We start from the raw sequence: 14,052 nt of genomic DNA on the forward strand, positions 1-14,052 counted from the left end.
TGGCATAGTAGGGGTTTCTTTATGTCGTCAACGGAACAAACTCAGCCACTGATCAGTCATCTGCTGGAACTGCGCAACCGACTGCTTAAGGCCATTGTGGCGATTATTGTCGTATTCCTTGGGTTGATCTATTTTGCCAACGATATCTATGAGTTTGTCTCAGCCCCTCTGGTAGAAAGGTTGCCTGAAGGGGCAACAATGATCGCAACCAATGTGGCATCCCCTTTCTTTACTCCGCTGAAGCTTACGCTGGTCACCTCCATTTTTATTGCGGTTCCGGTCATTTTGTATCAGGTATGGGCATTTGTGGCCCCCGGCCTGTATAAGCATGAGCGCCGGCTGATCCTGCCGCTGCTGTTTTCCAGTTCACTGCTGTTTTACTGCGGTGTCGCGTTTGCTTATTTTGTGGTGTTCCCGCTGGTATTCAGTTTCTTTACCGCTATTTCTCTCGGTGGGGTGGAGTTTGCTACCGATATCACCAGCTATCTGGATTTTGTACTGGCGCTGTTTCTCGCGTTCGGGATTGCCTTTGAGGTGCCGGTGGCCATTATTCTGCTCTGCTGGACTGGCGCGACCGATCCACAAAGCCTGGCAGCGAAACGCCCGTATATTATTGTCGGAGCATTTGTCGTCGGCATGATGCTGACTCCGCCGGATATGATTTCGCAGACCCTGCTGGCTATTCCTATGTGCCTGCTGTTCGAGGTCGGGCTGTTCTTTTCCCGCTTTTATGTCCGTAAGGAAGGAGAAGCAGAAGAGTAGAAGTCTGATTCTCCCGTTTCGCTTTACACTCTGAACAACGTCTTCGCGTTCTCAGTGGTCACCCTATCCACCTCTTCCGGACTGATCTTTTTTAGCTCTGCAATCCGTTGTTGTACCAGTGCGGTGTAGGCCGGTTCATTACGTTTACCGCGGTGTGGGGCCGGAGTCAGATACGGGCAGTCGGTTTCCAGGATGATGGTCTGCATATCCAGATGAGGGAGCACCTTATCCATACCGCCATTTTTAAAGGTGGTGACACCACCCAGTCCCAGATGAAAACCCAGATCGGTAATCGCTTTCGCTTCTTCCACACTGCCGCCAAAACAGTGGAAGACACCTTTTAACTGTCCGTTCTGTTCTTGACGGATCAGCGGCAGGGTCTGTTCGATAGAATCCCGGGTATGGATCACGACCGGTAAATCCATCTCTTTGGCCCAGTTCAGTTGGGTAATAAATGCTTCTTTTTGTTGTTCGAAATAGGTTTTATCCCAGTACAGGTCGATACCGATTTCACCCACGGCGATAAATTTATGCTTAGCAAACCAGCTATGGATGGTGTTGAGCGTCGTTTTATAGTCGGCGTTAACATCACAGGGATGCAGCCCCATCATGGAGTGGCAGATATCCGGATATTGCGCTTCAACCTCCAGCATCGGCTGAATGGAATCCAGATCGATATTGGGCATAAGTATTTTGTTGATACCCAGCTCTAAAGCGCGTTGAACAACTTCGTCCCGATCGCTGTCGAAACGGTGATTATAGAGATGGGCATGGGTGTCGATCATAATGCTTCCGTTACCTGTTAGAGACTGACATCTCTCAGTATATCTGATTTTGTGTGGATAAACCTCGTATCTGAGAGATGTGGTGATATGATTAATTTAAACCAAAAGAAAAGATTAGGAGAAGATTATGACGGTACCTGTTCAGGGACAATTTCCGGCGCGCCGGATGCGCCGGATGCGTAAGCACGATTTCAGCCGCCGGTTGATGGCAGAAAATCAACTGTCGGTCAGTGACCTGATTTATCCGATGTTTGTCCTCATGGGTAAAAACCGCCGTGAAGCCGTTGACTCCATGCCGGGGATCGAACGTTTGTCTATTGACTTGGTGATTGAAGAAGCGAAACTGCTGGCGAAACTGGGCGTACCGGCGATTGCTTTATTTCCTGTCGTTAATCAGGATGCAAAAAGTCTGAATGCAGAAGAAGCGTATAACCCGGAAGGTCTGGTTCAGCGCGCGGTTCGTGGCCTGAAAGAGCATGTGCCGGAGATGGGCGTGATCACTGATGTGGCTCTGGATCCGTACACCATCCATGGTCAGGATGGCATTATTGATGAGACAGGCTATGTGCAAAATGAAGAGACCACTGAAGTGCTGGTCAAACAGGCACTGTCGCATGCAGAAGCCGGAGCCGATGTGGTGGCACCGTCGGATATGATGGATGGCCGTATCGGTAAAATCCGAGAAGCACTGGAAGAGGCGGGATACATTCATACTCAGATCATGGCTTACTCGGCGAAATATGCATCTCATTATTATGGACCATTCCGGGATGCCGTTGGCTCGGCGTCAAACCTGAAAGGTGGTGATAAGAAAAATTATCAGATGGATCCGGCCAACAGTGATGAAGCCATGCATGAAGTGGCGATGGATATCAATGAAGGTGCCGATATGGTCATGGTGAAGCCGGGCATGCCATATCTGGATGTGGTACGCCGGGTAAAAACCGAACTACAGGTACCGACCTTTGCCTATCAGGTGTCTGGTGAATATGCGATGCACAAGGCTGCTATCCAGAACGGCTGGCTGAAGGAAAAGGAAACGGTGCTTGAATCGTTACTTTGCTTTAAGCGGGCTGGTGCTGACGGCATACTGACTTACTTTGCCAAAGATGTGGCTATCTGGCTGGCGGAAGACAATGTGAAGTCCGACGAAGAGCAATAAAATTAAATGATATTTTTTCTCATTTAATGCTTGACCTGCGAATGAGAATTGTTATTATTAAAGCGTCTTAGGGAATAAGGTGAAAGTTCAAGGGGTTACCCTTAAGGGTTTTCTCGTTACTAACACGGCATTCCTGAATGACACGACATTGCTCACATTGCTTCCAGTGTAATTTAGCTTATCAGGCTAGACTGAATACATTCTCCGATGCTTCAGTGATTGCCCATTCTGCTACGCGACACCGAAAGGTGTCGCTTTCTTTTATCCTCTGTCTTATACCAGCCTGGTAGTGATTTGTACTGTCAGCTTTGGGTACATCATAAACTTTTCCACACATCACGATCGTTAACAGATCTTTTCAAAAAGGATCTTTGTTTGTTTAACTTGATGTATTTAAAGTGTTTTTACTGCGATCTTATCTTTGCCTATTTGCTTGATAATTAGACGATCATAAAATACAAACAGACTTATCCACAGGAGAGTGATGTTTTTATGCGCTTGGTTTTGTATGGAGGATTGTTGTTCTGAGGAATGCATTCATGGAATAAAAGCTGGGTTCATGGCATCCTAACCGAAATTTTTTCATATCATCGGATATCAACTCGCATGGCAAGTATTCCTGAAAACCCACTTATTCTAATTGATGGCTCTTCTTATCTATATCGTGCCTTTCACGCTTATCCCGGCACCATGAGTAATGGTGAGATCCCGACTAACGCGGTGTACGGAGTGGTCAATATGGTACGCAGTATGATGCGCCAGTTTCCGGCTGACCGTATGGCTGTCATTTTTGATGCCAAAGGGAAGACTTTCCGAGACGATCTTTACCCTGAATATAAAGCTCATCGTCCTCCAATGCCGGATGACCTGCGTTGTCAGATAGAGCCGCTGCACAATGTAATTAGGGCGATGGGGATACCGCTGATCTGTACTCCGGGCGTCGAAGCGGATGATGTGATCGGCACACTGGCGACTCAGGCTTCAGCAGCGGGTATTCCTGTGCTGATCAGTACCGGTGATAAAGATATGGCGCAGCTGGTGGATGATAATGTCACCCTGATCAATACCATGACCAATGTTGTGATGGACAGAGAAGGCGTGGTAGAAAAATTTGGTATCCCGCCAGAGCTGATCATCGATTATCTGGCGCTGATGGGCGATAAAGTGGATAACATTCCGGGAGTACCGGGTGTTGGGGATAAAACCGCCACCGCATTGCTGCAGGGTATTGGCGGAATCGACAAGTTGTATGCGAATTTAGATGATATTGCCCCTCTGGGTTTTCGTGGCTCAAAAACGATGGCGAAAAAGCTGACGGAGAATCAGGACAATGCTTATCTGTCTTATCAACTGGCAACCATTAAGCGGGATGTCGAACTGGAAGAGAAGCCAGAAACCCTGACCAAAGCTCAGCCGGATAAAGACGAGCTGATCAAGCTGTATGGACAGCTGGTGTTTAAGTCCTGGCTGAATGAACTGCTGGAAGGTGGTGACGGCAGTGTGCCGGCGGATGAAAAATCCGGGCGTATCGTTTCTTCCTCTTCGGCATCGTCTTCGGTGACGGAAGCCGATACCTCGGCAGTGACGATTGATCGCAGCCAGTACGTCACCATTCTGGATGAAGAGACCTTTAACCAGTGGCTGGAGAAGCTGAAAGAGGCTGACCTTTTCGCCTTCGATACCGAAACCGACAGTCTGGATTACATGGTGGCTAATCTGGTGGGCGTGTCATTCGCTACGGAAGAAGGGGTCGCAGCTTATGTGCCGGTGGCGCATGACTATCTGGATGCGCCGGATCAGCTTGAACGGGACTGGGTACTGACGCAGCTGAAGCCACTGCTGGAAGATGAGCAGAAAGCCAAGGTCGGTCAGAACCTGAAATACGATGCCAGTATCGTGGCTCGTTACGGCATTGAAATGCGCGGTATCAAACACGACACCATGCTGGCCTCTTACGTTTATAACAGCGTGGGCGGCAAACATGATATGGACAGTCTGGCGCTGCGTTTCCTACAGCACAGCTGCATTTCCTTTGAGTCTGTCGCGGGTAAGGGCAAAAAACAGCTGACCTTTAACCAGATTGACCTGGAGCAGGCCGGACCTTATGCCGCGGAAGATGCCGATGTGACTCTGCGTTTGCATAACCGCCTGTTCAGCAATATTGAACAGGACGACAAGCTTAAGTCTGTTTACGAAGAGATAGAAATCCCACTGGTACCGGTACTGTCCCGCATGGAGCGCAATGGGGTATTGATCGATGATATGTTGCTGGGTGCCCAGTCGCAGGAAATTGCGGCTCGTCTGGATGAACTGGAGAAGAAGGCTTTCGATATTGCCGACCAGGAATTTAACCTGAGCTCACCAAAACAGCTGCAGGCGATCCTGTTTGAGAAGATGGGGCTGCCGGTGATCAAGAAAACACCATCAGGCGCGCCATCGACCAATGAAGAAGTGCTGCAGGAGCTGGCTCTGGATTATCCGTTGCCGAAATGCATTCTGGAATACCGTGGCCTGGCTAAGCTGAAATCAACCTATACTGATAAACTGCCGAAGATGATTAATCCGGAAACCGGCCGGGTGCATACCTCTTATCATCAGGCGGTAACGGCCACAGGCCGCCTGTCATCGACCGATCCTAATCTACAGAATATTCCAATTCGTAATGAAGAGGGGCGTCGTATCCGTCAGGCTTTTGTTGCTCCGCATGGTAAGAAAATTCTGGCCGTGGACTACTCACAGATTGAACTGCGCATTATGGCGCATTTGTCCGGAGACAAAGCATTGCTGGATGCCTTTAAAGAAGGCAAAGATATCCACGCGGCGACCGCTGCGGAAGTCATGGGTGTTGGTATTGATCAGGTCAGTTCTGAACAGCGTCGCCGGGCGAAAGCGATCAACTTTGGTCTGATCTACGGCATGAGTGCGTTTGGCCTGGCTAAACAGCTGGGGATCCCGCGTGGTGAGGCCCAATCGTATATGGATACGTACTTCGAGCGCTATCCGGGCGTGATGCAGTATATGGAAGATACCCGCTCTCAGGCATCTGAACAGGGCTATGTGGAAACACTATATGGTCGTCGTTTGTATCTGCCGGAGATTAAGTCGCGCAATGGTATGCGTCGTAAGGCCGCTGAACGCGCAGCGATCAATGCTCCGATGCAGGGAACGGCAGCGGATATCATTAAAAAGGCCATGCTGTTGGTGGATGAGTGGATTCAGGCTGAGGGGGCCGGGCGCGTGCAGCTACTGATGCAGGTACACGATGAACTGGTATTTGAAGTAGAAGAGTCCGCTTTGTCTGAAATTGAAATAAAAGTACAAAATCTGATGGAGTCGGCGGCCTCACTGAATGTCCCTCTGGTGGCTGATGCTGGCCACGGAGAGAACTGGGATCAGGCGCACTAGACACTTTCGAATAACAAATTGGTAAATAACATGAGCCAGCGCACAATTGCTGGCTTTTTATTGTTAAAAATAAAGTCCTATTTCTTCAGCAAGTTATGTACTTTAATAAAAATCTAATGAAAAAAAACTACAAAAAAACTTTGCAAGGACGGCCAATTGTTGTACATTAACTCTCGTAGGGTACAGAGGTAAGATGTTCTATCTTTCAGACCTTTTGTTTCACGTTATTGGATTAGGCTGATTCAGCCGCCCCGGTCAGTTTTTGATCGGGGCGTTTTTTATTGGGCGAAAGAAAATTTCATCCACATTAGTGTTTATCTATCCCATTGTTTTTAATCGTATTTTACTTAACCCTTCCGTTTGTATTCTTAAGACTCTCTTTCCTTATCCTAATGGTTATTCCCGTTTTTTAACTGTGTTTGTTCGAAATCTTTTCATTGAAAGGGTGATTTTGACGTTCAATAAGGAAAAATAGCGGCTGAAATTTTTGTACGTTATAAAGAAAATAATTTACACAGAAAAACAAGTAACAAAATGTAACGCAGAGTAAAGGTGAGCAACAAAAAGGGTTTTGGAATAATAATTGTCGGAGAGGTGACATTTTTGAGACGCGGACTTGAGTTTTTGGGCTAAATGATGAATTATTCATCGCATAATAATAATACCTCCTAATTCTCTCCCGTTGCCCCACCTAAATGGTGGGGATTTTTATGCGTTGTTCGTTGTCTTATGTGCCGGGCGTTATTCTTCGTCTTCTGTAACGTCGTCGGCTTCATCCGTGTCCGCTGCCAGGCGAGCTTCAATCGCCGGTGTAAACCATTCATCCAGCTTACGGCGCAATTGATCTACCCCTATGCCTTTCAGGGATGAAAATACATCCACACTGACATCACCGCAGAACGCCATAGAGGCTTCACGTATTTTCAGTAGCTGTGCTTTCCGGGCACCTGATTTTAGTTTGTCGGCTTTGGTCAGCAGTACCTGTACCGGGATGCCACTATCCACTGCCCAGTAAATCAGTTGCTGGTCCAGGTCTTTCATCGGATGGCGGATATCCATCAGTACCACCAGCCCTTTCAGGCATTCTCGTTTCTGCAGGTATTCACCCAGTGATTTTTGCCATTTGAGTTTCATCTCAACCGGAACCTGAGCAAAACCGTATCCCGGCAGATCGACAATGTGACAATCGTCTTCCACTTTAAACAGGTTAATCAACTGAGTACGGCCCGGGGTTTTACTGGTTTTCGCCAGGTTGCGCTGATTAGTCAGACGGTTCAGCGCACTGGATTTTCCGGCGTTTGAACGCCCTGCAAACGCAACTTCAATCCCCGCATCTTCAGGCAGGTGACGGATATCAGGGGCACTGGTGATAAAATGGGTATTCTGATAATGGATGGTTACGCTCAAAGTTTACTCCGCTTGCGTTGGTGCTGTCAGACTGACTGGGAACATCAACCGTCCCAGAGGGCGGAGATTATAGCACGACAATCGCGTTTATCTTTTACTCTATTTGCGGTATCTGGTAAATTTCCCCTCCCAGTCAGAGGATGTACTTATGCACTCGTGCCCTTTATGCAAAGAGACTAATAGCCGTTTTTACTTTGAGGATCATCGTCGGCAGTATTACCAGTGCCTGAATTGCGATCTGGTCTTTGTGCCGCCGGAAATGCGTCTGGATGCGAAAGCCGAAAAGTCGATGTACGACCTGCACGAGAACCGACCGGACGATCCGGGCTATCGCCGGTTTTTGTCACGGGTAGCAACCCCTCTGCTGGAAAGAATATCACCAGACTCAGAAGGGCTGGACTTTGGCTGCGGGCCGGGACCAACCCTGTCGCTGATGCTGGAAGAAGCAGGACATACCATGGCGTTGTATGACGTCTACTACTATCCTGAGCAGAAAGTACTGGAAAAGCAGTACGATTTTGTCACGGCCACTGAAGTGATAGAGCACCTCTATCAACCCGATGTGGTGTGGCAACAATGGTTAAATTTAGTTAAGCCGGGTGGCTGGCTTGGTCTGATGACGAAGCAGGTCAAGGGTGTGGAAGCGTTTGCTGGATGGCACTATAAGAATGACATTACCCATGTCTGTTTCTATAGCCGCCAAACGTTCCAGTATCTGGCAGAGCGGGATAAGCTCCAACTTGAATTTATTGGCAATGATGTAATTTTACTGAGGAAACCCCAGTAATGAGTCGAAGTAAGAAATCCAGAAAACCGGGATCAGCGAACGCTGATATTATCGTAACCCGTAACCGATCGCAGTCGGATGTAGAAGGCCGTCTGCGTAAAAAAGATAAAAAGCGTAAGGGCCTGAAAACCGGCAGCCGTCACTCAGAGGCTGAAGAAGCCAGAGTGGTTGGAAACCGTCAGGCAAAAGACCCGCGTTTAGGTAGCAAGAAGAAAATTCCATTGGTGGTTGAGGCGAAGAAAAAGCCGACCAAGCAGGAGCGCCGCCTGTCAGCTGAGAAAGAGCTGGAGATGCTGGAAAATGATGCGCAGCTGAACGTATTGCTTGAGCGTATCGATAATGGTGAGAAGCTGGGTGCCGGGCTGCAGAGTTATGTCGACCAAAAGCTGGATCGGATCGAAGCGCTGATGAAGCAGTTGGGCATTTATGAGCCGGAAGATGAAACCGAAGATCAACAAGAGCCGGAAACTGGGTCTGTTCAATCAGAGAAGCCTGTAAAACCGAAGAAGGCAGCGTCTGATGATGACCTGTTGTCTCAGTTTGAAGATATCGACTTGAACGACTTTAAAGGATAAAAGCAATGAACGTAACCGTATTAATCTCTGTTGGTGCTGTGGTCATTTTGGCTCTGGCGGTGTATGCGGGTTACTTATGGTGGCAGGTTAAAAAACAGAATGCGCTTAAGCTGGAGTTTCAGACCATCGCCATCGCGAAACGCAATGCGAATATCTTTAGCAACGTGGATACCCTCTGTCTGGTGGGTATCCAGAAACAGTGTGACCTTGCCGAAATCAGCATTCGCCTGTGTGGTATGCTTGAATTTGTACAGGGAGAACACCGTATTGATGTCGAGAAGCAGTATCCGGCCATTTATGAGCTGTATTCGACGGTAAGGGATATGGCTCGCGGAGATGCCCGAACGGCTCTGGAAAAACAAGAACGTATGAAACAAGACTTTGCCAGACATAAAGCCGAATCGCGTTTAACGGCCGCTATTACCGAAGAGCTGGAACAACTTAAACAGCATATTCAGCCTCTGATTCAGGGCCCGGAAGACAACATATCCGTTGTTCAGCGAACAAAATCTTCTTGTGCATAACTGACGGATTTTATTGTGGTGTTTCTGTGCTTTGAGGACGTTTTTTCTTCAGGTAAGTAAAACTATAAAAATTCTATAAATTCAGCTGTGTTAGTGATCTTGCTTACATTTCTGAACATTTTTTATCCGAAAACCTTTGACTACCCCACGATAGTAATCTTGATATGGCAAAATATCGGTAAAAACGATATGCCGGAAAGACAAATAATAACTACACAAAAAGTCAGCACAAAAGTAGTAAATAGAAATGGGACCAACCATTATGTCTAGTGAGAAAATAGTCTGGGATCAGGCTGTTTTAGATAAATACAATTATTCGGGGCCGAGATACACATCTTATCCGACAGCGCTGGAATTTCATGAAGCATTCACCAGTGCTGAATTCGATATGGCATGCACTCAGTATCCTGAGCGTCCATTGTCCATTTATATACATATACCCTTCTGCCATAAGCTGTGCTATTTCTGCGGCTGTAATAAAGTGATTACCCGTCATTCGCACAAGGCAGATGAATATCTGGATTCGCTGGAGCATGAGATTCGCCAGCGTGCCTTTTTGCTTAATCAGCGTCGGGTGACTCAGTTACACTTCGGCGGGGGAACACCAACGTTCCTGTCGAAAAGACAGTTCACCCGTCTGATGGCCATTCTGCGCGCCGAATTCTATTTTGAGCCGGATGCCGAGATCAGCATTGAGGTTGATCCCCGCGAGCTTGAGCTGGATATGCTGGACCACCTGCGTTCTGAAGGTTTTAACCGTCTGAGTATCGGGGTTCAGGATTTCAGTAAAGAGGTACAGAAAACCGTTAACCGGGAGCAGGATGAAGATTTCATCATTGCAATGGTGGAAAGGGCGCGCGAATTAGGTTTCCGGTCTACCAATCTTGACCTTATCTATGGTTTGCCGAAACAGACTCAGGAATCTTTCGCTGAAACACTGCAGCAGGTTCTGGAGATGAAGCCCGGACGCTTGTCGGTATTTAATTATGCCCATATGCCGCAGCTATTTGCGGCCCAGCGCAAGCTGAAAGAATCAGAGATGCCGGAAGCGAAAGAGAAAATGGCTATCCTACAGCAGACCATTGAAACGCTGACGGATGCCGGTTATCAGTTTATCGGTATGGATCACTTCGCGCTACCGGATGACGAACTGGCCACTGCGCAACGTAACGGTGTTCTGCACCGGAACTTCCAGGGGTATACCACACAAGGCGATTGTGATCTGATTGGGTTTGGCGTTTCCGCTATTTCCATGATTGGTGACTGCTATGCGCAGAATCAGAAAGACCTGAAGTTGTATTACCAGCAGGTGGATGAGATGCGTCATGCGCTGTGGAAAGGGGTTTCCCTGAATGACGATGATCTGCTGCGCCGTAAAGTCATCAAGTCATTGATCTGCAATTTCAGTCTGGACAAGCTGGCGATTGAAGAGCAATTTGGTATTCAGTTCGATCAGTATTTTGCTGAGGATCTGGCTTTGCTGAAAAACTTCATCGCGGATGAGCTGGTCGAAGTGACAGAGCAGAGTATCAGGGTGACAGCACGAGGCCGGTTGCTGATCCGTAATATCTGTATGTGTTTTGATAAATATCTGCGTGACAGAGCAAGACAGCAGCAGTTTTCACGGGTTATCTAGGGCGATCAAAAACAGCAGGTATCAGCGTTCGATACCTGCTTGTTGAATTCTTAAAGTAAGGGCTGTTTAGTAGTAAGAGTGATCGCCGTGAGCGTGCTCGGTAACATCGCGAACTGCGGTTAGCTCTCCCTCAAACATTTGCAGCAGCTCTTTTTCCACACCCTCTTTCAGGGTCATATCGACCATAGAACAACCGTTACAACCGCCGCCAAACTGGATCACTGCGATCCCATCTTCAGTAATTTCATGCAGGCTGATAAAGCCGCCATGACTGGCCAGCTGTGGATTGATCTGGCTCTGAATGGCGTAGTCGACCCGTTCCATCAGAGGTGCGTCGTCGTTAACTTTACGCATTTTGGCGTTCGGTGCTTTCAGAGTGAGCTGTGAACCCATCTTATCGGTGACATAGTCGATCTCTGCTTCTTCCAGAAACGGCAGACTGACTTCGTCTACGAAGGCGGACAAAGCATCATATTTGAACTCGGTATCGCTGGCTTCTACTGCCTCTGTTGGACAGTAAGAAACGCCACACTCGGCGTTCGGGGTGCCGGGGTTGACGACAAAGACCCGGATATTGGTTCCTTCAGGCTGTTGCTCCAGCAGTTTGCCGAAGTGCGCCTGGGCTGCTTCAGTGATAGTAATTGTATTAGTTTCTGACACGATAAATACCTGACTGTTTTCGTAGGTTATTGAACTTCATTCTACTCTTGCCGCATCTGGTTTCCAGTCTTTTTTTTCATCTCTTATAGCTGTTTGTTTCGGTCGTTTTATACAGGCTTGTTTCATCCTCTATATCGATGAAGAAGGTTCCGGAGTACGGCAGATACAATAAATATCAATGGACTCAATGCCAATATCAAGTAATTGCTGACATAAATAACGGAGTGTACTGCCTGTTGTTACGACATCATCCACAATGGCGATGTGAGAGACGGCGGGTTTATGATTCAGGCGAAAGACACCATTCAGGTTGCGGAGCCTCTGTTGCTTATCCAGCGTTTGTTGTGGTTGAGTCGCTTTAATGCGCCTGAATAACCGGTTATCACACCGAACCTGATGGCCTGACTGGTTAAGGTGCCGGGTCAGATGTGTACTCAGCAGAGCACTTTGGTTAAACCCGCGTTTGAGCTGACGTTGCCAGTGTAAAGGGACACTGGTGATGAAAGGTGCCGGAGATGGAATCTGTTTTGCCAGAAGCCAGGACAGATCCCTGGCCAGTTGGGGTTGGTTCTGATGTTTTAACTGACGAATATATCCGGATAACGGATAGTGGTAATCACCGACACAAAACAGGCGCTGCCAGGGGGGCGGGTTGGTCATGCACTGCCCGCAGAGTGAGTGGCTGGTCAGTGTTGGCAGCCCGCATCGCTGGCACCGGGCTGTCGGCTGAAAATAGGTCAGACAGTGCTCACACCAGATAGTCTGGTTCAGTGTGGTGATCGGCAGCCCACACAAGTGGCAGAGTGAGGTACAATGGCGGTGAATCAGATGTCGTAACGGAAACCGGAGCATGAGTGGGTTATGTATTACTAGGGTTTCAATAGGTTACATCATCATTATTAGTTATCAGTATGATCAAAGTTGTAGGGGTTTAGAGCATGAGCACATCTTTATACTGGCAGAGAGAAGGCGAGGGTAAGGACCTGGTACTGATCCACGGCTGGGGTATGAACGGAGCCGTATGGAAACAGACCGTAGAAGCGCTTTCCTCCCATTTTCGTGTGCATGTTGTGGACTTGCCGGGGTATGGTTACAGTGCGGACAGCCATGCTGGTGATTTGCAGGAAATGGCAGAAAAAGTGCTGGCAGATGCACCGGATCAGGCTATCTGGCTTGGCTGGTCGCTGGGTGGTTTGGTTGCCACTCATATTGCACTGCACTATCCGCAGAGAGTGACAAAGTTGGTCACGGTGGCCAGTTCCCCGAAATTTTCAGCCGAAAGGCCATGGCGGGGCATTCAGCCGGATGTACTGGCAGCGTTTACTGAGCAACTGGCACAGGATTTTTCGGCGACGGTGGAGCGCTTTATGGCATTACAGGCGATGGGAAGCCCGACAGCCAAACAGGATATTAAGTTGTTGAAAGACGCGGTTCTGACCCGCCCGGCTCCGAATCCGGATGCTTTAATGACCGGATTAGAATTATTAGCAGAAGTCGACCTTCGTTCTCAGTTATGCGACATCAGTATGCCGTTTCTGCGCCTGTACGGTCGGCTGGATGGATTGGTACCTGCTAAGGTGGCGAAAGATATGGATATTTTACACGCTGGTAGTGAAAGCCATATTTTTTCTCAGTCCTCGCATGCGCCTTTTATGACTGAACCGGAAGAATTTTGTTCGCAGTTAATAGACTTTGGGAAGAAATAATCGGGTTTTAGTGGTAAATAATTAACCAATACGGCCGATATAGAATATGACCAGTCGGACGGTGACTTCCCTATGCAGAAGCACCGCCCGTCCGGAGGTATCAGACGGGAAGATTTGCAGTATCCTACGGTAAAGCGGAACGGCTGATAGGTAATGAAGGAGGTTTGTCATGATTGTGTCGCCGACCAATGTGAACGTGCCACTGATTGCCCCTTCGGTCAATGTGCCAACTGAGCAGGTCGCCCGGGATAACCGTATTAGAGAACCCGTACGCCCGCCAGTGGAACTGACGAAAACCGCGGCAGAGAAAAAAGTGAAGGCGGGAGATAAACGCCGGAAACAAACTGCCTGGGATCCGTCTGACCACCCTGATTATGAACTGGACAATGAGCGAAATGCGTCGTCGGACTATCATGAAGACCCGAAAGACCACCTGACCCGGCTGTTTGAACTGATTGCATTACAGACATACGCCGCAAAGGAGGGAATGGGCTACACGATCCGGTTCCGGTTACCGAAGAGCCTGTTGCTCGCAGCGATTACTGAGGGAAAGATGGAGCGACGCCGTACAGTGATTAAGTATCACTATGGTCATGCTGTCGCACCTAATTCACCGTCTGAGGTGATAGCGGTGCTGTAAAAA

Annotated in this window: 15 protein-coding genes; 10 read left to right on the forward strand and 5 right to left on the reverse strand. The window is 48.3% G+C overall.

All coding sequences use genetic code 11. From position 1 onward, the window contains the following. The first annotated feature begins 21 nt into the window (after window positions 1-21). Window positions 22-762 (forward strand): twin-arginine translocase subunit TatC, encoded by a 741-nt coding sequence (gene tatC, locus DI392_RS12100; protein WP_109320161.1) that lies wholly within the window; start codon window positions 22-24, stop codon window positions 760-762. A 23-nt stretch (window positions 763-785) separates the two neighbouring features. On the opposite strand, the gene DI392_RS12105 is transcribed toward tatC, so the two are convergent. Beyond that, the gene (locus DI392_RS12105) at window positions 786-1,547 is read right to left on the reverse strand and encodes a TatD family hydrolase (RefSeq protein ID WP_109320162.1); all 762 of its coding nucleotides are present in this window, start codon (window positions 1,545-1,547) and stop codon (window positions 786-788) included. Between the two features lie 127 nt (window positions 1,548-1,674). On the opposite strand from DI392_RS12105, the gene hemB reads away from it, so the two are divergent. The 3 genes from hemB (at window position 1,675) to spfP (ending at window position 6,355) form a co-directional block, all read left to right on the forward strand. Then, window positions 1,675-2,709 carry a porphobilinogen synthase gene (gene hemB / locus DI392_RS12110; protein WP_109320163.1) on the forward strand — a complete coding sequence of 345 codons (1,035 nt, stop codon included), beginning with the start codon at window positions 1,675-1,677 and terminating at the stop codon, window positions 2,707-2,709. 606 nt (window positions 2,710-3,315) lie between these two features. Next, window positions 3,316-6,114, forward strand: coding sequence for a DNA polymerase I (polA, locus tag DI392_RS12115; protein ID WP_109320164.1), 2,799 nt, complete (start codon window positions 3,316-3,318; stop codon window positions 6,112-6,114). A gap of 193 nt (window positions 6,115-6,307) precedes the next feature. Continuing rightward, entirely contained in the window at window positions 6,308-6,355 is a 48-nt protein-coding gene (gene spfP, locus DI392_RS20080; protein ID WP_438356636.1) for a small protein SpfP, read from the forward strand. A gap of 500 nt (window positions 6,356-6,855) precedes the next feature. Here spfP and yihA read toward each other — a convergent pair whose 3' ends face one another. Next, window positions 6,856-7,521 (reverse strand): ribosome biogenesis GTP-binding protein YihA/YsxC, encoded by a 666-nt coding sequence (gene yihA, locus DI392_RS12120; RefSeq protein WP_109320165.1) that lies wholly within the window; start codon window positions 7,519-7,521, stop codon window positions 6,856-6,858. Window positions 7,522-7,669: 148 nt separating this feature from the next. On the opposite strand from yihA, the gene DI392_RS12125 reads away from it, so the two are divergent. The 4 genes from DI392_RS12125 to hemN all read left to right on the forward strand — a co-directional run bounded on the left by DI392_RS12125 (window position 7,670) and on the right by hemN (window position 11,043). Further along, window positions 7,670-8,308 carry a class I SAM-dependent methyltransferase gene (locus tag DI392_RS12125; RefSeq protein ID WP_109320166.1) on the forward strand — a complete coding sequence of 213 codons (639 nt, stop codon included), beginning with the start codon at window positions 7,670-7,672 and terminating at the stop codon, window positions 8,306-8,308. Continuing rightward, complete coding sequence (gene yihI, locus DI392_RS12130; RefSeq protein ID WP_109320167.1) at window positions 8,308-8,883, forward strand: Der GTPase-activating protein YihI; 576 nt, start codon at window positions 8,308-8,310, stop codon at window positions 8,881-8,883. Before DI392_RS12125 ends, yihI begins: the two co-directional genes overlap by 1 nt. Window positions 8,884-8,888: 5 nt before the next feature. After that, the gene (locus tag DI392_RS12135) at window positions 8,889-9,407 is read left to right on the forward strand and encodes a DUF2489 domain-containing protein (protein ID WP_109320168.1); all 519 of its coding nucleotides are present in this window, start codon (window positions 8,889-8,891) and stop codon (window positions 9,405-9,407) included. A 262-nt stretch (window positions 9,408-9,669) separates the two neighbouring features. Next, window positions 9,670-11,043, forward strand: a complete 1,374-nt coding sequence (gene hemN / locus DI392_RS12140) for an oxygen-independent coproporphyrinogen III oxidase (RefSeq protein ID WP_425445692.1) — start codon at window positions 9,670-9,672, stop codon at window positions 11,041-11,043. Between the two features lie 66 nt (window positions 11,044-11,109). On the opposite strand, the gene nfuA is transcribed toward hemN, so the two are convergent. Next, a complete protein-coding gene (nfuA, locus tag DI392_RS12145) occupies window positions 11,110-11,703 on the reverse strand; it encodes a Fe-S biogenesis protein NfuA (RefSeq protein WP_181388417.1) in 594 nt (197 codons plus the stop codon). 129 nt (window positions 11,704-11,832) lie between these two features. Then, complete coding sequence (locus DI392_RS12150; protein ID WP_109320171.1) at window positions 11,833-12,555, reverse strand: ComF family protein; 723 nt, start codon at window positions 12,553-12,555, stop codon at window positions 11,833-11,835. Between the two features lie 86 nt (window positions 12,556-12,641). Between DI392_RS12150 and bioH the strand changes: the two genes are divergently transcribed. Then, window positions 12,642-13,409 (forward strand): pimeloyl-ACP methyl ester esterase BioH, encoded by a 768-nt coding sequence (gene bioH / locus DI392_RS12155; protein WP_109320172.1) that lies wholly within the window; start codon window positions 12,642-12,644, stop codon window positions 13,407-13,409. Window positions 13,410-13,430: 21 nt separating this feature from the next. Here the strand turns inward: bioH and DI392_RS19610 are convergent, their stop codons facing one another. Continuing rightward, window positions 13,431-13,580 (reverse strand): hypothetical protein, encoded by a 150-nt coding sequence (locus DI392_RS19610; RefSeq protein WP_181388418.1) that lies wholly within the window; start codon window positions 13,578-13,580, stop codon window positions 13,431-13,433. Here DI392_RS19610 and DI392_RS12160 point away from each other — a divergent pair. Next, a complete protein-coding gene (locus tag DI392_RS12160; RefSeq protein ID WP_109320173.1) occupies window positions 13,579-14,049 on the forward strand; it encodes an ATP-dependent Lon protease in 471 nt (156 codons plus the stop codon). The genes DI392_RS19610 and DI392_RS12160 overlap by 2 nt on opposite strands. Window positions 14,050-14,052 lie beyond the last annotated feature (3 nt).

This window comes from Vibrio albus (assembly GCF_003144035.1).
Lineage (GTDB): Bacteria > Pseudomonadota > Gammaproteobacteria > Enterobacterales > Vibrionaceae > Vibrio > Vibrio albus.